This window comes from Arthrobacter sp. DualSoilB13, from assembly GCF_055389195.1.
This window is the reverse complement of the sequence record NZ_AP035865.1, coordinates 2,634,372-2,656,760: the sequence shown is the minus strand read 5'-3', so window position 1 is coordinate 2,656,760 and position 22,389 is coordinate 2,634,372. Positions and strand designations below refer to the sequence as shown.

Here is a 22,389-nt window from a genome sequence, read left to right as displayed (position 1 = left end):
AGTGGAATCAATGCAGCCCACCGCGACCGATCGTGCACTCGTCGCGGCAGGCCAGCGGCTGACCGTCAAGGTCCCCGGTACGAGTGCCAACCTGGGCCCCGGTTACGACAGCCTCGGTTTGGCCCTGTCCATCTACGACACCTTGACGGTGGAAACCCTCAGCACCGGGGAGCTTGAGTTTGAGCTCTCCGGTGAGGGCGCTGAGACTCTCCCACGTGATGCAAGTCACTTGGTTGTGCGCGCTATTGACCTTGCCTTGGAACGCCTTGGCTACCAGCGATCGGGCCTGAAGATCATTGCGGATAACGTCAACCCGCATGGCAGGGGGCTGGGATCTTCAGCCTCGGCTGTAGTAGCCGCGGTTACTGCCGCCAATGCGCTGGTCCCTTCGGAATCCCGGCAGGACCGTGACTGGATCCTGCAGCTGACAAGCGAGATGGAAGGGCACCCGGACAACGTCGCACCCGCGATTTTCGGCGGACTGGCGCTGTCATGGCAGGACAGCGAGCAGTACAGCAGCACGCGCGCTGACGTCGCGTCGTCGGTTATTCCTGTAGTGGCAGTCCCGGACTACGAGCTCGCTACTGAAACTGCGCGCGGTCTACTCCCCGCATCGGTTGGTCACCACGCGGCGGCCATGAATTCCGGGCGGGCGGCCTTGCTGATCCATGCGCTCACTGCAGATCCCGCTTTGCTGCTCCCAGGAACGGAAGACTATCTCCACCAGAGCTACCGGGCACAGGCCATGCGGCCCAGCGCAGACCTCCTTGCAGCCCTCCGTGGTGCGGGCCATGCGGCCGTTGTTTCCGGCGCTGGTCCCACAGTGATGGTGCTGGCTAATGGTGCTGACCAAGCCGCTGCGGTTGTTGAATTCATTGAAGCGTTCACGGCGGTCAACACACCCGACGTCAGTTGGCGCGTGATGACGCTGGCTGTGGACGTTCAAGGTGCTAGAGTGGAAGTGCACCGCCGGTAAAGCCGCGGGCAGTTCCCTGATTTTGGATCTCGGTGTTTTGCCGTACCTTTCGTCAACTGTGCCAACGTCGGTGGTGTCGTCTCTTTCCGGCCTGTCTCAGGTGCCGCAGAAATCTCTCTGTTCCCTGAACGCACGCCGGCTGTCCGGGCAACTGGATCCAGTGATGACGATCAGTATCCGGCCCTGTTGGCCATAATCCATCAGGCACGGCCCAAGTCACCGGCTGCAGATCTGAACTGCAGCCCAGAACAAATCATCGCGTCCAGCTCTCGCTCTGGACGCCGTCGAGGGGGAAGGATCCTTCGTGACAGAAACCACTGAGCTGGCTTCAGCTGTGGACACAACATCTTCTGCTGCTGATTCGTCAACTGCAGCAACCACCAAGAGCAGCGGCCTTGCAGGCCTTAAGCTCGCCCAGCTTCAGGCTCTTGCGAGCCAGCTGGGCATTTCCGGGGGATCCCGCATGCGCAAGGGGGACTTGGTCACGGCCATTTCTGCACATCGTGCCGGAACGTCCACCACCAAGGCGCCCGCCAAGGCCACGGCCAAGGCAACTGCGGCCAAGGAAACACCGGCTGCAGAGCCAAAAGCTTCCAAGGAAGCCAGCGCGCCTGCCGCGGTGGCTGAGGAAGCCCCTGCCCAGGAAGCACCGCGGGGCCGCGGTCGTGGCCGCAGCCGCCGTGCCACCAGCGACGGAGTCGTAGCAGCTGCTGAGGCCGCTGCTGCACCGGTCGAGGCAACAGCCGCACCCGAAGCTGACGCTGCTCCGGTGGTCGTCGAGACCGCTGAGGCCGCTACGGAGCGCCGTCAGCCACGCACCCGTAACCGGCGCCGCGGCGAAGCTGCCGCCGCGCCTGCCGAAGCGGCAGAAGCACCCGCCACCGAGCAGCGTGCCGATCGCTCGGAGCAGCGTGAGCAGCGTGCTGACCGTTCGGAGCAGCGTGCCGATCGTTCGGAGCAGCGTGAGCAGCGCGCCGACCGTTCGGAGCAGCGCGAACAGTCCGATTCGGGCGACCAGCGCGGCGAGCGTCGCGACAACACCCGCGGTCGCCGTGACGACAACAACGACGGCGACGATACCGGCAACCGCCGTAACCGTCGCAACCGTCGTGACCGCAACGAGCAGAACGACCGGAGCGACCGTAGCGATCGTCGTGGGGGTCAGGACAGCCGTGACGGCAATACCCGCAGCGACCGTTTCCGTGACCGCAATGAACGCCGCCGTGGTCGCGCGCAGGGACCGGACGTCGACGACGTCGAAGTAACCGAAGACGACGTCCTGCTGCCTGTCGCCGGCATCCTGGACGTACTGGAGAACTACGCGTTCATCCGTACATCCGGCTACCTGCCCGGTGCCAACGACGTCTACGTATCCTTGGCGCAGGTCAAGAAGTACAACCTTCGCAAGGGCGACGCCGTCGTCGGTGCCATCCGCGCACCGCGTGACGGTGAGGACCGCAGTCAGCAGTCCGCCCGCCAGAAGTTCAATGCGCTGGTTCGCGTCACTTCCGTCAATGGCAAGACGCCCGAAGAGCTCAAGGATCGCGTCGAGTTCGCCAAGCTTGTGCCGCTGTACCCGTCCGAGCGTCTGCGCCTCGAAACCGACCCCAAGAAGATTGGCCCGCGAGTCATCGACCTCGTGGCACCGATCGGCAAGGGCCAGCGCGGCTTGATCGTCTCCCCGCCGAAGGCCGGCAAGACGCTCATCCTGCAGTCCATCGCAAATGCAATCACCACCAACAACCCTGAGGTTCACCTCATGATGGTTCTGGTTGACGAGCGACCCGAAGAAGTCACGGACATGCAGCGGACCGTCAAGGGCGAGGTCATTGCCTCCACCTTCGATCGTCCCGCCGACGACCACACCACCGTTGCCGAGCTCTCCATTGAACGTGCCAAGCGTCTCGTGGAAATGGGCATGGACGTGGTGGTTCTGCTGGACTCCATGACCCGCCTGGGCCGTGCCTACAACCTGGCAGCACCGGCCTCCGGCCGCATCCTGTCCGGCGGTGTCGATTCTGCAGCACTGTACCCGCCGAAGCGCTTCTTCGGTGCAGCCCGCAACATCGAAAACGGTGGCTCGCTCACCATCCTTGCAACCGCACTCGTCGAGACCGGTTCCAAGATGGACGAGGTCATCTTCGAAGAGTTCAAGGGCACCGGCAACATGGAGCTCCGCCTTTCCCGCCAGTTGGCAGACAAGCGTATCTTCCCGGCCGTGGACGTCAATGCGTCCGGTACTCGCCGTGAAGAGAATCTGCTCTCGCCTGAAGAGGTCAAGATCATGTGGAAGCTGCGCCGCGTCCTTTCGGGCCTGGAGCAGCAGCAGAGCCTTGAGCTGCTGACCAACAAGATCCGGGAGACGCAGAGCAACGTCGAGTTCCTCATGCAGGTTCAGAAGACGACGCTCGGAGCGAAGTCGGACAACGACAAATAGCGTTATCTGGGGTGGGGCCGTCGAGTAATTTTGCCGGCCCCGCCCCTTCGCGTTGCTGCTGACATACTGCGTACGTCAGCAGCAACGCTACGACAGGCCCGATGCCACTCCCGGGCCGGCAAAATTACTCGACGGCGGTCAGGTCACCTTGAGCGTTGCCGTCACCTTCGCTGGCCGGCTTATTTGAGCGGTTGGTCGTTAAGTCACCAATCGTCGCAACTAGACTTGTCTGCGAGTCGAAAGAGGTTTGAAAATGTTTGAGTCCGTACAGGGATTGCTTGATGAGCATGCTGCTATTCAGGCGCAGTTGAGTGATCCTGCTGTTTATGCTGATCAGTCTGCGGCCAGGAAGTTGGGGCGGCGGTCTGCTCAGCTTCAGGGCATTGTGGAGGCGTACAACAAGTGGCGCGGGCTCAACGATGACCTGGAAGCTGCCAAAGAGATGGCTGACGAGGATCCCGAATTCGCTGCCGAAGTGGAGCAGCTGGAGGAACAGATCCCCGCCGCACAAGAGCGGCTGCGTCGTCTGCTGATCCCGCGTGATCCGGACGACGCCCGCAACGTCATCCTTGAAGTGAAGGGTGGCGAAGGCGGCGACGAAGCTGCATTGTTCGCCGGCGACCTTCTGCGCATGTACATGCGTTATGCGGAGTCGCGCGGCTGGAAGACCGAAATGATTTCCGCCACTGAATCCGATCTGGGTGGCTATAAGGACGTTGCAGTTGCCATCAAGGGCAACTCCAACGATCCTGCGCAGGGCGTTTTTGCCCGTTTGAAGTTTGAAGGCGGCGTCCACCGAGTGCAGCGCGTACCCGTCACGGAGTCGCAGGGCCGCATTCACACTTCGGCCGCCGGCGTGCTGGTGCTTCCCGAAGTTGATGAGCCCGAAGAACTCGAGATCAGCCAGAACGACCTCAAGATTGACGTTTACCGTTCATCCGGGCCCGGTGGCCAGTCCGTGAACACCACCGACTCCGCTGTACGCATTACTCACTTGCCTACGGGCATCGTTGTAGCCATGCAGAACGAAAAGTCGCAGCTGCAGAACCGCGAAGCCGGCATGCGCGTTCTCCGCGCCCGCCTCCTGGCCCACCAGCAGGAACAGATTGACGCCGCCAACTCGGAACAGCGCAAGTCGCAGATCCGCACCATGGACCGTTCCGAGCGCATCCGGACCTATAACTTCCCGGAAAACCGTATTGCTGACCACCGCACCGGCTACAAGGCCTACAACCTTGATGCCGTCATGAACGGTGATCTTGAACCAGTGATCCAGTCAGCCATTGAAGCTGACGAGCAGGCACGCCTGGACGCAATCGGCGAGTAACGACCTGCCGATCAGAGCAGCGCCGAACAACCACAGCGCCGAACAAACACAGCAGAGTACATCCATGACGTTTCACCAAGGCCAAAGCCTCGCGGACGCTGTCCGCGAGGCTACTGCTGTCCTGTCCGACGCCGGCGTACCCAGCCCGCGTGTGGATGCCGAGTTGCTTGCCGATCACCTACTGGGCGTCGGCCTTGGTCGTCTCCGTGCCCTGTTGCTCGGCGACACCCCCGCTCCCGAAGGTTACCGGGAACTGGTGGAGGAACGCGCGGGACGCGTCCCCCTCCAGCACATCACCGGCGTCGCATATTTCCGGCACCTGGCGTTGCGGGTGGGTCCGGGCGTTTTCATTCCGCGTCCCGAAACGGAGTCAGTTGTTCAGTTGGTCATCGACCACCTCTCAGGACTGCAAAGTCCCAAGGTGGTGGATCTTGGCACAGGATCAGGTGCAATCGCCGGCTCCATCGCCTACGAAATCCCAGGCGCTGAAGTGCATGCGGTGGAATTCAGCACGCTCGCGCATGCCTGGGCTGCCAGAAACCTCGAACCGCTGGGCGTGGTACTTATTGAAGGCGACTTGCGGGATGCCCTTCCCGAGCACAACGGAACCTTCGACGTCGTCGTATCCAATCCGCCGTACATTCCGGCCGAAGCGATCCCCACAGAGCCTGAAGTTGCACTGCACGATCCACCAGAGGCGCTTTACGGCGGGGGAGCGGACGGCATGGTACTTCCGACCGCGGCAGCTGCCTCAGCGGCCCGTCTCCTCAAGCCCGGTGGTTATTTTGTGATGGAGCACGCGGAAGTCCAGGCTGCATGGATCTGCCGGATGCTGCAAAGAACCGGACGTTGGAACAACGTCACCACGCACTACGACCTGAACGGCAAGGAACGTGCCACCAGCGCGATCCTTGCAAGCCTGTCTCCTGATGAGTGAAAGAATGGCGCTGTGACCACAACCTATAACTGCACTTCCGATGACCAGCGTTCTGAAGGGCTTCAGCATGCCCAGCGCGCCATCAGCGAGAAGAAGTGCGTCGTGCTGCCAACAGACACCGTCTACGGTATTGCCGCAGATGCTTTCTCGCCGTTGGCCGTGACCATGTTGTTGGCCTCCAAAGGGCGCAGCCGTCAAATGCCTCCTCCGGTCCTGATTCCACGGGTCAACGCCCTGGACGGACTGGCCACCGACGTACCAGCCGATGCCCGGGCGCTGGCCCAAGCCTTCTGGCCCGGTGGGTTGACGCTGATCCTTCATGCCCAGCCGTCCTTGGACTGGGACCTCGGCGAGACCAAGGGCACCGTTGCCCTGAGGATGCCCGACGACCAGATCGCCCTGGAACTCCTGGGGCTCACGGGCCCCTTGGCTGTTTCCTCCGCCAACCGGACGGGCCAGGAAGCGGCACAGACAGCCTCGGAAGCGCGACTCCAACTGGCGGAGTCCGTTGAGGTCTACCTCGAAGGCGGCTTCCGTCCGGTCAAGGGAACTGCTGCCTTGCCCTCGACGATTGTGGACGCCACGTCCACTCCGTTCCGGGTGGTGCGCCAAGGAGCGATTGAGCTGGAACGGCTTCGCGAGATCGTTCCGTCCATCCTGGGTGTTGGTGAAACCATTCCTGCTGCGCCGCCGGCTGCTGATGACACGGCAGCCGAAGAACCTGTAGTTGAAGCGACCCCAGGTGTAGAGACCGCAGTTGAAGAGACCCCAGGTGAAGAAACTGCAGCCGACGCCGTCGTCGTCGAGGAGTCAAGCCATGAGACTGCAAAGCCGGAGGCCTCCAACGAAGCCAAGTCCGAATGATTCCGGAGCGTCAACGCGTCCCCGTCCTTGACGTCGACGCCACGCCGATGCGCGTCAATGAGGTTATAGACGCAATGGGCAGTCTCATTTCAGCCGGATCAACCGCTACTGTTCTTGGCCACAATCTGCACAGCATCACGTTGCTTCATTCGCGCCCGGATGTCCGTTCTTTGTATGAGGGCAGCTCGATCGTCCTCTTGGATGGTGCTCCCGTCGCGATGCTCTGGGGGCTAGCCCACAAGCGTCAACTCCAGCCCTTGGGTGAGGGAACCATGGCATACCGGCTGGGTTCCATGGATTGGATCCCGGAGCTTGGAAAGGTCAAGGGGCTGGAGCGCGTGGCCGTAGTAGGCGCGGGACGCGCGGCCAATACGACGGCGGTCGCCCGGCTGCGCGCTATCGTCCCCGGTGCAACAGTGGACGGAATGCCCGGTGAGGGGTGGGACAGCACCCTGGAAGACGCGGTGGTGGACTGGCTGACGGACTTCCGTCCGCAGTTGGTCCTGTTGGGACTCGGGATGCCCCTTCAGGAGGCTGTCCTTCACCGCAGGCTCGCCCATCTGCCGGCTGCCGTTTATTGCGCCGTCGGCGGCGCCATTGAGCAGGTTGCGGGCATCCAGAAACTGGCGCCGCGGTGGCTTGGTCGCCTAGGACTCGAGTGGGCCTGGCGGCTGGTCCTTCACCCGGGCCGCGTGGCTTACAGAGTTTTTGTTGAACCTTGGAAGCTGGCTGGCCTGCTGATCGGGCGCCGTTTCCAACCATCCAAGACCAAAGGCAAGTAAATGACGTCCCACCCTGTCGTGGTCGCCGTTGTAGTGACCTATAACCGGCGTGAACTTCTCCAGACCACCTTGGACGGCATTGCTGCAGGTACACAGGTACCGGACGCCGTCGTGATCGTGGACAACGCCTCCACGGATGAAACCGCTGAGTTCCTCCAGCAGTACCACGGCGCATTGACCACTGATGTGGTCACCTTGAACACCAACGTGGGCGGTGCCGGGGGTTTCGTCGTCGGCATGGAACGGGCTGTACTCGACCACGGGGCGGATCACGTGTGGATCATGGACGACGACACCGAACCTCAGCCGAACGCCCTGCGCGAGGCGTTGGACCTCTCCGAGTCCTACCTTCGGGAAACCGGAGAGGCACCGGCGTTCATCGCCAGCCGTGTGGTGTGGACTGATGGCCGCGACCACCCGATGAACCGCATGCGGCCGCGTATGGGGGCAAGCGAGAACGCGCGCACCGCTGCTGCCAGGCTGGGTGCCACCCAAATCCGCAGTGCTTCCTTCGTGTCGGTGCTGATTCGTGCTGAGGAAATCAGACAGCACGGCCTGCCCATCGCGGACTACTTCATCTGGAATGACGATCTGGAGTACACCGCCAGGATTTCCCGTAGAGGGACCGCGCTGACTACCAACGCATCAGTGGCCAATCACCATACGAAGGTCTTTGGCGACGCCGGAGCGGATCCTGGCGCGCGCTTCTACTATGAAGTGCGAAACAAGCTCTGGGTTTACACTCGATCGAACGCCTTGGCACCGTGGGAAAAGGTTCTTTTTACGGGTGCTTCATTGCGCAACTGGACCCGCACGATTGCCGCCTCGCCGAATCGTAAGGTGCTGTTGGCCGGGCTTCTCAAGGGCCTGCGCCACAGCCTGAGAGCCCCGCGCGCCAACGCCCATGTGCTGAACGGAATCTACGCACTGCGTAACGTCCAGGAGCCCGTCAGGTAGCCATGAGGCGGCCTGAACCCTAGCCAAACACGCTGGGGCTTCGCGGCTGCATCACAGGGTGGTCACGGCCATTGGCATTAGTATCGTGACTAGAGTCCACAGAAATCCCGCAACATTCGGCACAGCCGGTGCAGGCATGGCGACGGAGTAGTTCCATTTATCCAAAGACAGATTTCCACACCTTGAGCTGCCCACAACCCGACGGCATTCAATCCCGCCGGCTGCATTCGATGATCCATTCTTGCCCTCTGGTGTGCGGGCTGCTATTCGGGGCCGCGTCATGATCATGTACATGCTGATGGCCCTGACGGCGGCCGTTGTAGCGTACGCCGGGACGTGGGGTGCCCGCGTGCTGGGAAACAAGCTGCGGTTGTATCAGCCCATACGTAGCCGTGACATGCACTCGGCGCTGATCTCAAAACTCGGTGGACTGGGCATTTTTGTCGGATTCTTCGTCGCACTGGTGGTGGCGAGCAATTCCTTCTTCGTTAAGGACATCTTCAGACACAACGATGCACCTTGGGGGATCCTGGCGGGTGCCGTGGTGATCGTCGCTGTGGGGGTGGCTGATGACATCCTTGACATCCGTTGGTGGATCAAATTGCTGGGCCAGGCTGCAGCTGCGTTGATCGTGGCCATCTGGGGCGTGCGGATGTCTGTGGTTCCCTTCATCCCGGAACCGATTGTCCTTGAGTCCGAGGTAGTTCAGATTGCGCTGACCGCAGGGCTAATTGTTACCACCATGAATGCAGTCAACTTCATTGATGGGCTGGACGGCTTGGCCGCCGGTGTCGCCATCATCGGTGGCGGAGCCTTCTTCCTTACCGCCTACTGGGTTCACCGTAACAATCCGTCCACGGACAACTCGGACCTCGCGACACTCCTGATGGCCATCCTGGTTGGCAGCTGCATCGGATTCCTGCCGCACAATTGGTTCCCCGCCAAAATCTTCATGGGAGATTCCGGGGCGATGCTCATTGGCTTGCTCATGGCTTCGGCCGGCGTCGTGGCCACGGGGCAGATCAGCTCCGGTCTCTACGACCGCGCCAACGGTATCCCCACCATTGTTCCCATCTTGCTGCCCTTCGCCGTGCTTTCCCTTCCCCTTCTTGATTTGGGGATGGCCGTTGTCCGAAGAACAGCCAGAGGCCAGTCACCGTGGTCCGCTGACCGCGGGCACCTTCATCACAAGTTGGTGGACCTTGGGTACTCGCACCGCAGCGCCGTCGTCATGCTTTATGTTTGGACGAGCATTCTTGCCTTTGGCGGCGTCGCCTTTGCGGTTTTCCCATGGCAGATCGTGCTCATTGTCCTCATAGCGGCAGCGCTGGTCATGGCTGCCGTGACGGCGTGGCCCTACTTCACCCGGAACTCGACGCGGCCGGGGGAGTAGTTGTGAGAGTCGGTTATGGTCACAGTTCTATCTCATGTAGAATTCTTACTGCGGACAGTCACTCGCCCGTAACCCCACTTTGAGAATATGGCACCCGTGCCACGAGGATTGGTATCCCCATGACATCCAACGCCGAAACCGGACACCCGTCCGGTAAACGTGGTGTTGGGGCCGTTGGCAAGCCGTCCTCGTTGTGGCTCCGGTTGCTTCTTCTTAGTTCCGTAGCAGCTCTGGCAGCCACTGCTGTCACGTGCGTGATTGCGGCCTTCATGAACGGCGGACAAGGCGCGCTATCAGCCGCGTTCGGTGCCGTGCTGGTCATGCTCTTCTTTGGAATCAGCCTTTTGATCGGTCACTTTGTTGGCCGTAACAACCCCTCCGGCGCAGTAGGCCTCTTTGTTGCAACATATTTCATCAAGGTGGTCGGCTTTGCTGTAGTGCTTTTTGTGCTGGGTGCTCCGGACTGGCTCCATGGCCGATGGTTCCTCATCGGTGCCGTTGTGACAGTCGTGTTCTGGCAAGCCGCCGAAATCTACGGCTTCAGCAAGGCCCGTCTCCAGATCTACAACGATCCAGAGGAGCAGAAGGGTGGCCCGGATGTCTCCGCGTAAGCGCTATACACGCCCCGGGGCCACTACTCAGCAGCCCGTCAAACATGGTGAATCAGCAGAAGCCGGAAACGATGGCGGATACAACGCCGGCATAGCCGTCTTCAGCTACATCATTGGCGGGATCATTGTCTGGAGTTTGATAGGCTGGGGTCTGGATAATCTGTGGGGGACCCGCTGGATTGTGCTCCTTGGCGCTCTGCTGGGAGCCGCAGGAGGGTTCTATCTTTCCCATATGCATGGCCTCACCAGACAAAGCTCCTCATCTGGCGAGAGCAAAGCAGACAGCGGTCCGTCCACGGACGGGGACAGTAATGCCAAATAATTTCACATGGATTACAGATGCGTCCAACGCGTCCGGATTCCAACCAATGCCCAATGATGGACACAGCAGAGAGGAAACGCGTTGATCGCGCTTGCGCTCCCCGCCCAGGATTCGGGGTCATTCACCCCACCCGGAATCGACGAAATGCACCTGCCGGCAATCCTGCCTTGGGGTGCGCACGATGGCTTCTCCAAGCAGATGTTGCTGGTGATCCTTTCGGTCGTCATTATCGCTACATTCTTCATCCTCGCTGCACGTAAGCAGCAGCTGGTACCCGGCAAGCTGCAGTTCGCAGGCGAGATGGCGTACGGCTTCGTGCGCAACAGCATCGCCAAGGACATCATCGGCGGCAAGGACTTCATCAAGTACGTCCCGCTGCTGTTCAGCTTGTTCTTCTTCATCCTGGTGAACAACATCTATGGCGCCATCCCGCTGATCCAGCTCCCGAGCTTCTCGCATGTAGGCGGCGCCTACGTCATGGCCGGCATCGTATATGTCACCTGGATCGCCATCGGCATTAAGAAGAACGGCCTGAAGTACTTCAAGCTCGCCACCGTTCCGTCCGGTGTTCCGTGGTACATCCTTCCGATCGTCGTACCGATCGAAATCATCTCCAACTTCCTGGTCCGCCCGGTCACGCACAGCCTCCGTCTGTTTGCGACCATGCTGGCAGGCCACTTGATCGTCATGCTCGCCGGTTCCGGCATCGAGTTCCTTGTTATGCAGGAGAACGTCCTGCTCAAGGGCGCATCGGTACTGGTGCTGGTAGGCGCCGTGGCCATGTACATGCTCGAAGCACTGATCATGGCCCTGCAGGCTTACGTGTTCACACTGTTGACCGCGATCTACATCGAAGGCGCCCTGCACGCCGACAGCCACTAGGCTCCCAAAACTTCCCCTCGCGGGGATGAAGCAACCCAAACAACCTGCCGCACGGGCGGCATCTTGAAAGGAAGAAAAAATGGAAGGCACCATCAACGGCTCCCTCAACCTCATCGGCTACGGTCTCTCGGCCATCGGCGGTGGTATCGGTGTGGGTCTCGTGTTCGCCGCTTACATCAACGGTGTTGCACGTCAGCCGGAAGCTCAGCGTGTGCTGCAGCCGATCGCGTTCCTTGGTCTGGCTCTGACTGAAGCTCTCGCCATCCTCGGCCTGGTCTTCGCTTTCGTTCTTTCCTAGTCCTGGAACCCAAGCGAATCCCAAGCACGAGTAGATAGGACGGGTGAAATATGAATCAGCTGATCATCTCAGCCGCCACTGAAGGCGCTGCGGAGGCTAATCCGCTCGTTCCCAACGTCTGGGAAATGGGCGTAGTCCTCGTGGGCTTTGCGGTCCTCATGTACATCGTGGTCAAGTTTGTTGTCCCGATGTTCGAGAAGACTTTCGCAGAGCGCGCTGAAGCAATCGAAGGTGGCATTGCAAAGGCCGAAGCGGCCCAGGCGGAAGCTTCTGCAGCTCTTGAAGAGTACAAGCAGCAGCTCACCGACGCCCGTGCCGAAGCCAACCGCATCCGCGAAGAAGCACGCGCCGAAGGCGCCCAGATCCTCGCGGACCTGAAGGCAAAGGCTGCGGCAGAATCTGCACGCATCACTGAGCAGGCACATGCTGCCATCGAGTCGGAGCGCCAGGCAGCTGTTGTCTCGCTTCGTTCGGAGGTTGGCACATTGGCCACCACGCTGGCCGGCCGCATCGTTGGGGAAGCACTCACCGACGATCAGCGTGCCGCGCGCGTTGTGGACCGCTTCCTGGCAGATCTGGAGACCCAGAGCGCAGGTGCAGCTAAGTAATGGCAGGTATATCGAGCGAATCGCTGACCACAGCGCTGGCGCAGCTGGAAGCCAAGCTTCCCTTCGCCTCGCTGCAGTTGGCTAAGGACCTCTTCGGAATCCTGGGAACGGTGGACAGCTCGGCTGGCTTGCGCCGCGCCCTGACTGACCCGTCCCGTTCCGGTGACGAGAAGTCGGCGCTGGTCAAGCAGCTGGTTGGCGGAAAAGTCTCCGCTGATGCTGCTGAGATTGCAGGCGGATTGGCCAGCTCGCGCTGGGCATCGGCACGCGATATCGGCGATGCACTCGAGACGCTTGCCGCCACGGTTGTCATTGCCGTAGCTGAAAACAAGTCGGCCGTTTCTGCCTCCGGTATCACGGGGCTGGAAGAGCTGGAAAACGACCTGTTTGCCTTCAACCAGGCCGTCGCCTCCAGCCACGAAGTACAACGTGCTCTGTCTGAGCCGCAGGCATCACCAGCGGCGAAGATTGCATTGGCCGAGAAACTTGTTCCTGGCAGCAGCGAGGAAGCAAAAGTTCTCATCAGCCAGGCAGTTACGCAGCCGCGTGGTGTCAAGCCGAGCAAGCTCGTCGAGTCATTCGCCAAGCTTGCAGCCAAGCGTCAGCAGCGCTGGATTGCAACTGTCAGCGTTACCCGTCCGTTGACGGAAACGCAGGCCAGCCGTCTGCAGGCCGGGCTGGATGCCCTGTACGGCCGCGAACTGAAGGTCAACGTCAATGTTGATCCCGCACTGATCGGTGGAATCCGCGTGCAGGTGGGTGACGAAGTGCTCGACGCTTCGGTTATCGCCCGCCTGACCGAACTCCGCCGCCAGCTCGCTGGCTAGCGAAGACAAAGCACAACTTAACTGATATAAAACCCGGTCATCGTGAGCAACGATGATCACGAAAACAGGAGAGCAGGGACTGCAGATGGCCGAATTGACCATCAACGCCGACGACGTCCGTAATGCGTTGAACGAGTTCGCGGCGTCCTACGAACCCGGAAACGCAGAGCGCGTAGAGGTTGGTCGTGTGACCACCGCAAGTGACGGCATCGCCCGTGTTGAGGGTCTTCCCTCGGTCATGGCGAACGAGCTGCTTCGCTTCGAAGATGGCACGCTGGGCCTGGCCCAGAACCTTGACGTCCGCGAGATCGGTGTCATTATCCTCGGTGACTTCACCGGTATTGAAGAAGGCCAGGAAGTTCACCGTACCGGTGAGATCCTGTCCGTTCCCGTTGGCGACGCCTTCCTGGGTCGCGTTGTCGACCCCCTGGGCCAGCCCATCGATGACCTCGGCGAGATCAAGGCCGAGGCCACCCGTGCACTGGAACTTCAGGCTCCGGGCGTTACCGAACGCAAGTCGGTTCACGAACCGATGCAGACCGGCCTCAAGGCTATCGATGCCATGATCCCGATCGGCCGTGGCCAGCGTCAGCTGATCATCGGTGACCGCCAGACCGGCAAGACCGCCATCGCCGTGGACACCATCATCAACCAGAAGGCCAACTGGGCTTCGGGAGATGTCACCAAGCAGGTACGTTGCGTCTATGTTGGTGTTGGCCAGAAGGCTTCCACCATCGCAGCCGTTCGTCAGACCCTCGAGGATCACGGCGCACTGGAGTACACCACCATCGTGGCGTCCCCGGCATCTGACCCCGCCGGCTTCAAGTACTTGGCACCGTATGCAGGTTCGGCCATCGGCCAGCACTGGATGTACGGCGGCAAGCACGTTCTGGTGATCTTCGATGACCTGTCCAAGCAGGCCGAAGCCTACCGCGCCGTATCCCTGCTGCTGCGTCGTCCGCCGGGACGCGAAGCATACCCGGGTGACGTTTTCTACTTGCACTCCCGTCTGCTGGAGCGTTGTGCCAAGCTCTCCGACGAGCTCGGTGCAGGTTCCATGACCGGTCTGCCGATCGTCGAGACCAAGGCAAATGACGTTTCTGCCTACATCCCGACCAACGTGATCTCCATTACCGATGGCCAGATCTTCCTCCAGTCGGACCTCTTCAACGCCAACCAGCGTCCCGCTGTTGACGTTGGTGTGTCCGTCTCCCGCGTTGGTGGCGCTGCACAGGTCAAGTCCATGAAGAAGGTCTCCGGTACCTTGAAGCTGGACCTGGCTCAGTACCGCGACATGCAGGCATTCGCTATGTTCGCCTCTGACCTGGATGCTGCTTCCCGTCAGCAGCTGACCCGTGGTGCACGCCTGATGGAACTGCTGAAGCAGGGCCAGTACTCACCGTTCCCGGTTGAGAACCAGGTTGTGTCCATCTGGGCCGGTACCAACGGTTACCTGGACGACGTTCCGGTTGAGGACATCAGCCGCTTCGAGTCCGAGTTCCTGGAGCACCTCACGCACAAGTCCTCCATCCTGACCACGCTGGCTCAGACCAACGTCCTGGATGACGACACCGCTGCAGCCTTGAAGGAAGCCATTGTTTCCTTCAAGAAGGGCTTCTTCGGCGAAGGCGACAACCACCTGGTAGGCGCTGGCCACGAAGAGCACGCAGCGATCTCCGGCGGCGACGTCGACCAGGAAAAGATCGTCAAGCAGAAGCGCTAGTTTCGATAACCTGCTCTGCCGGGGTCCGTAAGGGCCCCGGCAGGGCAGCACATCGGGAACTTAGGAAAGGATAAGTATGGGAGCCCAGATTCGGGTCTACCGTCAGAAGATCAGCTCGACGACGTCGATGCGCAAGATCTTCAAGGCGATGGAACTGATCGCTACCTCGCGCATCGGTAAGGCCCGCGCCCGCGTAGCAGCTTCACTGCCTTACGCGAACGCGATTACCCGCGCCGTTTCTGCTGTCGCAACTCAGAGCGAAATCGACCACCCGCTGACCACCGAGCCGGAGCAGATCCGCCGCGCCGCAGTCCTGATCATTACATCGGACCGCGGTCTTGCAGGATCCTACTCCGCAAGTGTGCTCAAGCAGGCTGAAGGTCTCACCGAGCTTCTTCACGCAGAAGGCAAGGAAGTCAAGGCGTACCTGGTTGGCCGCAAGGCGCAGGCGTACTTCGATTTCCGCAACCGGTCCTACGCCCGCGTATGGACCGGTGGCACGGACGCACCGGAATTCGAAACCGCGCAGGAAGTCGGAGCTGCACTTCTTGAAGACTTCTCCACCGACTTCGAAGAGGGCGGCGTGGACGAGATCCACGTTGTGTACACCCGCTTCAAGTCCATGGTGACGCAGGAGCCGACGGTCATCCGTTTGCTTCCGCTGGAGGTCGTAGAGGAGGAAGCAGCCTCGGAATCCGAGCTGTTGCCGTTGTACGAGTTTGAACCGGAAACAGAGCAGGTGCTTGACGCACTGCTTCCGCGTTACATCGAGTCCCGCATTTTCGCAGCCATGCTGCAGGCCGCAGCTTCCGAGCTCGCAGCCCGCCAGCGCGCTATGAAGTCGGCCGGTGACAACGCTACGGATTTGATCAAGAAGTACACGCGCCTTCGCAACACGGCCCGCCAGGCCGAGATTACGCAGGAGCTTTCCGAAATCGTGGCCGGCGCAGACGCCCTCGCGTCCTAGCCAGCAACGGATTCGGCTCAAAGCCGCACCTGCACCAAACAGATAAACTTAACCCCACGCCATCTACTGAGTGAAGTGAGAGAGATGACTGCCACTGCTACCGAACACGTAGCTACGGCCGGTGCCACCGGCCGCATTGCCCGTGTTATTGGTCCGGTTGTCGACGTCGAATTCCCGGCTGACGCAATCCCCTCGATTTACAACGCTCTGACCACTGAGATCACTCTCAACGGCCAGACGAAAACCATCACGTTCGAGACCTCCCAGCACTTGGGTGACAACCTCGTTCGCGCCATCTCCCTGCAGGCAACCGACGGCCTGGTCCGCGGTACCACCGTGCGGGACTCCGGCTCTCCCATCTCCGTGCCCGTCGGCGACGGCGTCAAGGGCCACATCTTCAACGTTCTCGGCAAGCCGCTGGACGTCGAAGAGTCCGAGATCAAGGCAGACGCCTACTGGCCGATCCACCGCAAGGCTCCGTCCTTCGCGTCCCTCGAGGGCTCCACGGAGATGCTCGAGACCGGCATCAAGGTCATCGACCTTCTCACCCCGTACATCAAGGGTGGAAAGATCGGCCTGTTCGGCGGCGCCGGCGTTGGCAAGACCGTTCTGATCCAGGAAATGATCACCCGTGTTGCCCGCAACTTCGGTGGTACCTCGGTATTCGCCGGTGTTGGTGAGCGTACCCGTGAAGGAAACGACCTCTGGGTTGAAATGGAAGAGGCAGGCGTTCTTAAGGACACCGCCCTTGTGTTCGGCCAGATGGATGAGCCGCCGGGAACGCGCCTTCGCGTGGCTCTGTCTGCTCTGACCATGGCGGAGTACTTCCGCGATGTTCAGAACCAGGACGTGTTGCTCTTCATCGACAACATCTTCCGCTTCACGCAGGCAGGTTCGGAAGTCTCCACGCTGCTCGGCCGTATGCCGTCCGCTGTGGGCTACCAGCCCAACCTTGCTGACGAGATGGGTCTGCTCCAGGAGCGCATTACCTCCACCAAGGGTCACTCCATCACGTCGATGCAGGCCATTTACGTGCCGGCTGACGACTACACCGACCCGGCTCCGGCAACGACCTTCGCACACCTGGACGCGACCACGGAACTTTCCCGTGAAATCGCCTCCCGTGGTTTGTACCCGGCCGTTGATCCGCTGACGTCCACCTCCCGTATTCTGGATCCCCAGTACATCGGCAAGGATCACTACAACACGGCTGTCCGTGTAAAGCAGATCCTGCAGAAGAACAAGGAACTTCAGGACATCATCGCCATCCTCGGTGTTGACGAACTGTCTGAAGAGGACAAGATCGTCGTGTCCCGTGCACGTCGTATCCAGCAGTTCCTCTCCCAGAACACCTACACCGCCAAGCAGTTCACCGGCGTCGAAGGCTCCACCGTGTCCATCAAGGACACCGTGGAAGGCTTCACGGCTATCTGCGACGGCGAGCTTGACCACATCGCAGAGCAGGCGTTCTTCAACGTCGGCGGCCTGGATGACGTCGAGCGTCAGTGGGCCAAGATCCAGGAACAGACCAAGTAGTATGGCTGAGCTCGAGGTTGAGATTGTCGCAGCGGACCACTTCGTGTGGTCCGGTGCGGCCAAGATGGTGAAGGCCCGCACCAGCGATGGTGAAATCGGAATCCTGCCGGGCCACTCGCCCCTTTTGGCCATCATGGCCGCGGGCGAGCTGGCAATCCAGCCGGTTTCCGGTGATCGCATTGCAGTAGTCGTTGACGGCGGATTCTTCTCCGTCGACAACGATCGCGTGGTGATTGTTGCTGACAACGCCAAATTGGGCGAAGCGGCTACAGCGGGGATCCGATAGCACGACCTTGATGGACGATTCCCTTATTCCGTTCATCGCCCTGGCAACAGCGTTTACGTTGCTGATCATTTCACTGTGCCTTTTCGGGGTGCGTCGCTTCAATCTGCGGCGCGCCCTGGGCACGGTCGACGCCTCCATTTGCATGGCTGGAAACAGCTGGCAGATGGGGGTTTGTCGTTATCAGGACAACGAGCTCGAGTGGTTCCGCCTGATGTCCCTGAGCGTCATCCCCAAACATAAATTCACGCGCAGCTCCCTTGAATTGTTGGGACGCCGTCAGCCCACGGAAGACGAGCTCGTCCGGATTCAACCTGGCGTCGTGGTGGTTGAACTGCAGTATGAAGGTCAGAAGTTCATGCTCGCCATGAATTTCGATGCCTATGCTGGTTTGTCGTCCTGGCTCGAAGCGGGGCCGGTCATCGGCGTCGGAACCTGGCGTTAGGCGTTATGGATTTTCTTTCGGACGTCAGCTTGGTGGATGGGCCTTTCCTTTGGTTCAGTATCGCCTGCGGTGGAGTCGGCGGGGCCTACCTCCTATGGCGTCGACGACGATCCTGGCTGCTGCTGGTACCGGCCAGCCTGCTTGTGGCGATCGGGGTAGTGGCCCTTATTCACTGGATCCTTGTGGATCTGTTGGCCACATTCTCGGAGAACCTGCCGTTTCAGACCGTGGCTTGGGCGGTACCAGCTGTCGCTGCAGTGCTCCTGTGCGTTGCGCGGTTTCCCCGAAATTCCTGGCGCGGCCGTTCGTTCAGCGTGGCGGCGATGTTCGGCGTTCTTCTTTTATGCGTTGTCCAGATAAACCTCTATTTCGGACTGAACAACACGGTCTCGGACCTGCTGGGTACCGCGGTGGCACGCATACAGCCACTTGAAGCGAGCCTCAAACGCAGTCCGGATGCAAAGCCAGGCCCTGCCCTGTCCGCATGGAAAGCCCCCGATTCCATGCCCCGAAACGGCGTCCTGCGCAAAGCCGCCATTCCTGGAACCGCTTCAGGTTTCAACGCACGGGATGCTTATATTTACTTGCCGCCCGCCTACCAGACTGCAGAACGTCCAACCTTGCCTGTGCTTGTCCTCTTCGCTGGTCAACCAGGCGGTCCTGCGGACTGGCTTACCGGTGGCCAGCTCCGGTCCCTCCTGGACCAGTACGCTGAAGCCCATCAGGGAATCGCCCCTGTCACCGTGGTGGTGGACCCCAACGGATCAGCCAATGCCAACACCATGTGTATGGATAGCAAAATCGCTTCCGTGGATACGTATCTTTCGCAGGATGTACCCACGTGGATCACTGAAACGCTGGATGTCTCCAGGGATCACAAGCTGTGGGCTGTAGGCGGTTTTTCCTTTGGCGGCACGTGTGCCATGCAGATGGGAACCTCCCACCCGGACCTTTTCGCGTCCATTCTTCCCTTCGCCGCCGAGCGGGAACCTGCACTCGCTAAAGACAGAAGCAAGACAATCTCGGACTCGTTCGACGGTGATGTTGAATCGTTCGAGTCCAGGACACCTTTGGTGTTGATGCAGCAACGCGATTTCTCCGGAAGCGGTGTGTACCTGGTTTCAGGTGAGGCTGACCATGAGTTCACCAGCTACATGCATGAGCTTGCGGACGCTGCAAGAAACGCCGGTTTTGCAACTGAAGAACATTCAATTCCACAGGCCGGGCACTCATGGGACGCCGTGATACGTGGCATGCCCGGTGGCCTCGACTTCCTGGCCTCCCGATGGGGGTTGCGGCGGTGAGCCTGGCCGTCAAAGGCGTCATCAGACCTGCGTTGGGGCAAGCAGGACGGCATCTGCGATCAACGCCGTTCACAATGATGGTTCTCGCCCTCTTTGTTGGCCTGTCTTTGGTGTCTGCGAGCTTCCTGACGGGCCCGGCGGAGCCTTGGCTTTCCGTTGCCAGTGTTTCGCTGGAGGGTCTGCGGTCCGGGGAATGGTGGTCTATTTGGACGTCGTTGTTCTTCACCACCAATCCGTTGGCCTACGTCACGGCTGTCCTGATGATTCTGTTCTTCCTTGGCTTGGCAGAGCGGCACTTGGGCTCCCTCAGGACGGCAGGAGTGCTCTTTGGTGGCCAGTTCGCCTGCGTATCCGCCTTCCTCCTTGTAACCCAGGTTGCCCAATACCTGGGCGACGGCTGGCTATCAGGAATGACTGGCATCCGCCTGATCGGCCCTTACGGCGCCGTTCTCACCACCGTTTTGGCGGCCAGTGCGATCCTGCCCACCTTGTGGCAACGGCGCCTGAGGACCGTGGTGCTCGCGATTTCCCTGCTATTGGTTCTGTACGTAGGGCATGCGGAGACCGTGGTGGGCTTCCTGGGCGCGCTCATAGGTCTACTGACCGGGTGGTGGATGCAAAGCAGCCAGGGCCATCTCCACCTGCACAGGTCAACCAGCCGGGAAATCCGCAACCTTCTTTCATTGACCATGGCAATTTTCGCCGTGGGTCCCATCGTGACCGCTGCGGCAAAAAGCCCGTCCGGACCCTTGGCTTTGCTCAGGGATGTCATCCTCAACCCGCTGCCCACGCTAAGTCAGCTGGAGAGCAACTGCGGGGGAACCATCGACGTCACCTGCCTCGACATCACCCGCCAAGGCTACACAGGGCCGTTCGGATTGGCACTGGCGGTGGTTCCCGTTGTATTGCTACTCATTTGCGCCGACGGCATGAGGCGTGGGCGGCGGTTGGCCTTGGGAATCGCAATCGGGGTGCAGTTGGTGGTGGTGGCCTTGTCCACGATCTACCTTGGTCTCTTTGCCGGCATCCCGCGGCCCCCAGGTCGACCACATGCGGGGATGCTCAATACGGCAGTGGTTCATATCATTCCGCTGGTGCTGGTTCCCTTGGCGTTGGCGTTGCTCCTGTTTGTCTACAGGGGCCATTTCCGGGTGGAGACTTCTGATCGTCTCCGCCGGAAGGTGTTTTTGCTGGTCGGACTGACTGGGGGAGGCCTGGCGCTGGCCTACACGGTGGTGTGGTTGGCCTCCGGGGGGTTGGTTCGCGACGGCGGTCTGCTGGGTTTGGCGGCTGAACTTGCCAGGCAGTACCTCCCCGTTCCGCTTCCCGGCGTTTACCGTAAAGTCTTCGCCGAGCGCGATGTGCTGGAAGTCTTCCTCTTTTCCTATTCGGGCACACTGTTTTGGCTCGTAGCGTTACTTGGTGTGTGGGTGCTGCTAATCCGGGGACATCACGCCGGAGGACTTGACCGCCAGGCGCGGCAGGCGGCCCGTGCACTGGTGAAGAGGGGCGGAGATTCGCTCTCATGGATGGCGCTGTGGGAACCGAACAAGTATTGGTTCACTCCAGATGGAACCGGGGGAGTGGCCTACCAACAGCACAGTCACGTGGCATTGACGCTGGCCGGTCCCTTCGGAGCGCGCCAGCACCATGCGGTGACCGCCCAAGGGTTCCTGGATTTCTGCTCCCAGCGCGCGTTGACTCCGTGCCTCTACTCCTGCACAGACGAGCTATGGCCCATGCTGCGATCGCGCGGTTTCCGCCGTGTGTCTGTCGCCCAGGAAACCCGCCTACGAATTAGGGGCCTGGAATTCAGGGGCAAGGAGTGGCAGAACGTCAGGACCTCACTAAACCGCGCCTCGAAGATGGGGATCACGGCAAACTGGGGTCGTTACTCCGAACTGCCGCTCGGGGTACGCGCCCAAGTGAGTGAAGTCTCGGAAGAGTGGGCAGCCCAAAAGAAGATCCCGGAAATGGGTTTCACTATGGGCGGTCTGGACGAGTTGGATGATGAAGACGTCCTGTGTTGCGTTGCGGTTGATGGCACGGGCTTCGTCTATGGCGTCACCAGTTGGCTTCCCGTGTATGAAGACGGCGTTGTTGTCAGTTGGACGTTGGACTTCATGCGGCGGCGCGGCGACGCTTTTCCCGGGGTCATGGAGTTTCTCATCGCATCGGCAGTATTGCATTTGCGGGACTCCGTGGAACTTATTTCCTTGTCCGGGTCGCCCTTGGCCCGGGAAGAGGGGGAGATCGAGCAGAGGGCCAAAGGTTTGGCCGGAATACTTGAGGTGGTGGGACAGGCCTTGGAGCCCGTTTACGGATTCAGGTCCCTGGCCTCATTTAAGTCGAGATTCCAACCCGAGTACAGAACGTTGTACATGTATTATCAAGACCCACTGCATCTTCCTGCAATAGGTCGCGCGCTCAGCAGGGCGTACCTTCCTGGATTATCAGTCCGGCATTCCGCACGGCTGCTCCGGAGCTTGGTTGGTTGAATTGTCAACGCCTATTCGAAGGGCGCGATTGGTATTTCTTCATGGTTAGTAACAGTCGTTGTTGAGAACCCGCAGAGGGTGGCCGGGGTTTCCTCCATTAAGACACGTTGACCCCGGCTGGAAAGCCAGGGTCAACGAGTTGTGTTGTCTCCGCAATATGCAGGGATCAACAGGTACGACTAGACGACCGTAACGCCGGTTGCCTGGGGGCCCTTGGCTCCCTGACCGATCTCGAACTGAACGCGCTGGTTCTCGTCGAGGGTCTTGAAGCCACCGGTCTGGATCTCGGAGTAGTGGACAAAAACGTCCCCATCCGCGTCATCCGGGGTGATGAAGCCGAAGCCCTTTTCGGCGTTGAACCACTTGACGGTTCCCAGTGCCATGTATATCTCCTCATTGTGGAACATCAGTC

22 protein-coding genes are annotated in these 22,389 nt (G+C 60.4%); 21 read left to right on the top strand and 1 reads right to left on the bottom strand.

Annotated elements, in window-relative coordinates; genetic code table 11:
- Nucleotide 1: 1 nt before the first annotated feature.
- The 21 genes from thrB to ACZ5J0_RS12110 all read left to right on the top strand — a co-directional run bounded on the left by thrB (nucleotide 2) and on the right by ACZ5J0_RS12110 (nucleotide 21,977).
- Entirely contained in the window at nucleotides 2-976 is a 975-nt protein-coding gene (thrB, locus tag ACZ5J0_RS12210; protein WP_464093219.1) for a homoserine kinase, read from the top strand.
- 304 nt (nucleotides 977-1,280) lie between these two features.
- On the top strand, nucleotides 1,281-3,413 hold the full coding sequence (gene rho / locus ACZ5J0_RS12205) for a transcription termination factor Rho (protein ID WP_464093218.1): 2,133 nt from the start codon (nucleotides 1,281-1,283) through the stop codon (nucleotides 3,411-3,413).
- 253 nt (nucleotides 3,414-3,666) lie between these two features.
- Entirely contained in the window at nucleotides 3,667-4,740 is a 1,074-nt protein-coding gene (gene prfA / locus ACZ5J0_RS12200; RefSeq protein ID WP_166840197.1) for a peptide chain release factor 1, read from the top strand.
- A 64-nt stretch (nucleotides 4,741-4,804) separates the two neighbouring features.
- A complete protein-coding gene (prmC, locus tag ACZ5J0_RS12195; protein ID WP_166840199.1) occupies nucleotides 4,805-5,677 on the top strand; it encodes a peptide chain release factor N(5)-glutamine methyltransferase in 873 nt (290 codons plus the stop codon).
- Between the two features lie 12 nt (nucleotides 5,678-5,689).
- Nucleotides 5,690-6,541, top strand: a complete 852-nt coding sequence (locus ACZ5J0_RS12190; RefSeq protein ID WP_464093217.1) for an L-threonylcarbamoyladenylate synthase — start codon at nucleotides 5,690-5,692, stop codon at nucleotides 6,539-6,541.
- Entirely contained in the window at nucleotides 6,538-7,323 is a 786-nt protein-coding gene (locus tag ACZ5J0_RS12185) for a WecB/TagA/CpsF family glycosyltransferase (protein ID WP_142938627.1), read from the top strand. Before ACZ5J0_RS12190 ends, ACZ5J0_RS12185 begins: the two co-directional genes overlap by 4 nt.
- Nucleotides 7,324-8,280: a glycosyltransferase gene (locus ACZ5J0_RS12180; protein ID WP_166840203.1), complete on the top strand. Its 957-nt coding sequence runs from the start codon at nucleotides 7,324-7,326 to the stop codon at nucleotides 8,278-8,280.
- Nucleotides 8,281-8,560: 280 nt separating this feature from the next.
- Nucleotides 8,561-9,673 carry an MraY family glycosyltransferase gene (locus ACZ5J0_RS12175; protein WP_166840890.1) on the top strand — a complete coding sequence of 371 codons (1,113 nt, stop codon included), beginning with the start codon at nucleotides 8,561-8,563 and terminating at the stop codon, nucleotides 9,671-9,673.
- Nucleotides 9,674-9,792: 119 nt separating this feature from the next.
- The gene (locus ACZ5J0_RS12170) at nucleotides 9,793-10,284 is read left to right on the top strand and encodes a hypothetical protein (protein ID WP_142938629.1); all 492 of its coding nucleotides are present in this window, start codon (nucleotides 9,793-9,795) and stop codon (nucleotides 10,282-10,284) included.
- Nucleotides 10,271-10,606, top strand: a complete 336-nt coding sequence (locus ACZ5J0_RS12165) for a hypothetical protein (protein ID WP_142938630.1) — start codon at nucleotides 10,271-10,273, stop codon at nucleotides 10,604-10,606. Before ACZ5J0_RS12170 ends, ACZ5J0_RS12165 begins: the two co-directional genes overlap by 14 nt.
- An 81-nt stretch (nucleotides 10,607-10,687) precedes the next feature.
- Nucleotides 10,688-11,488: a F0F1 ATP synthase subunit A gene (atpB, locus tag ACZ5J0_RS12160; RefSeq protein ID WP_142938631.1), complete on the top strand. Its 801-nt coding sequence runs from the start codon at nucleotides 10,688-10,690 to the stop codon at nucleotides 11,486-11,488.
- Between the two features lie 79 nt (nucleotides 11,489-11,567).
- Nucleotides 11,568-11,786: an ATP synthase F0 subunit C gene (gene atpE, locus ACZ5J0_RS12155; RefSeq protein WP_011775261.1), complete on the top strand. Its 219-nt coding sequence runs from the start codon at nucleotides 11,568-11,570 to the stop codon at nucleotides 11,784-11,786.
- Nucleotides 11,787-11,836: 50 nt separating this feature from the next.
- Complete coding sequence (locus ACZ5J0_RS12150) at nucleotides 11,837-12,394, top strand: F0F1 ATP synthase subunit B (protein WP_011775260.1); 558 nt, start codon at nucleotides 11,837-11,839, stop codon at nucleotides 12,392-12,394.
- The gene (locus tag ACZ5J0_RS12145) at nucleotides 12,394-13,221 is read left to right on the top strand and encodes a F0F1 ATP synthase subunit delta (RefSeq protein WP_142938632.1); all 828 of its coding nucleotides are present in this window, start codon (nucleotides 12,394-12,396) and stop codon (nucleotides 13,219-13,221) included. The genes ACZ5J0_RS12150 and ACZ5J0_RS12145 overlap by 1 nt, the downstream gene beginning before the upstream one ends.
- An 85-nt stretch (nucleotides 13,222-13,306) precedes the next feature.
- Complete coding sequence (atpA, locus tag ACZ5J0_RS12140; protein WP_011775259.1) at nucleotides 13,307-14,944, top strand: F0F1 ATP synthase subunit alpha; 1,638 nt, start codon at nucleotides 13,307-13,309, stop codon at nucleotides 14,942-14,944.
- Nucleotides 14,945-15,020: 76 nt separating this feature from the next.
- On the top strand, nucleotides 15,021-15,911 hold the full coding sequence (locus ACZ5J0_RS12135; RefSeq protein WP_011775258.1) for a F0F1 ATP synthase subunit gamma: 891 nt from the start codon (nucleotides 15,021-15,023) through the stop codon (nucleotides 15,909-15,911).
- 84 nt (nucleotides 15,912-15,995) lie between these two features.
- A complete protein-coding gene (atpD, locus tag ACZ5J0_RS12130) occupies nucleotides 15,996-17,447 on the top strand; it encodes a F0F1 ATP synthase subunit beta (RefSeq protein ID WP_091468394.1) in 1,452 nt (483 codons plus the stop codon).
- Between the two features lies 1 nt (nucleotide 17,448).
- Nucleotides 17,449-17,733, top strand: a complete 285-nt coding sequence (locus ACZ5J0_RS12125; protein WP_014922172.1) for a F0F1 ATP synthase subunit epsilon — start codon at nucleotides 17,449-17,451, stop codon at nucleotides 17,731-17,733.
- A 10-nt stretch (nucleotides 17,734-17,743) separates the two neighbouring features.
- Nucleotides 17,744-18,175: a DUF2550 domain-containing protein gene (locus ACZ5J0_RS12120; protein WP_142938633.1), complete on the top strand. Its 432-nt coding sequence runs from the start codon at nucleotides 17,744-17,746 to the stop codon at nucleotides 18,173-18,175.
- Nucleotides 18,176-18,180: 5 nt separating this feature from the next.
- Entirely contained in the window at nucleotides 18,181-19,479 is a 1,299-nt protein-coding gene (locus tag ACZ5J0_RS12115; protein WP_464093216.1) for an alpha/beta hydrolase, read from the top strand.
- Complete coding sequence (locus ACZ5J0_RS12110; RefSeq protein ID WP_464093215.1) at nucleotides 19,461-21,977, top strand: phosphatidylglycerol lysyltransferase domain-containing protein; 2,517 nt, start codon at nucleotides 19,461-19,463, stop codon at nucleotides 21,975-21,977. The genes ACZ5J0_RS12115 and ACZ5J0_RS12110 overlap by 19 nt, the downstream gene beginning before the upstream one ends.
- A 179-nt stretch (nucleotides 21,978-22,156) precedes the next feature.
- Here the strand turns inward: ACZ5J0_RS12110 and ACZ5J0_RS12105 are convergent, their stop codons facing one another.
- On the bottom strand, nucleotides 22,157-22,360 hold the full coding sequence (locus ACZ5J0_RS12105) for a cold-shock protein (RefSeq protein WP_017199737.1): 204 nt from the start codon (nucleotides 22,358-22,360) through the stop codon (nucleotides 22,157-22,159).
- Nucleotides 22,361-22,389 lie beyond the last annotated feature (29 nt).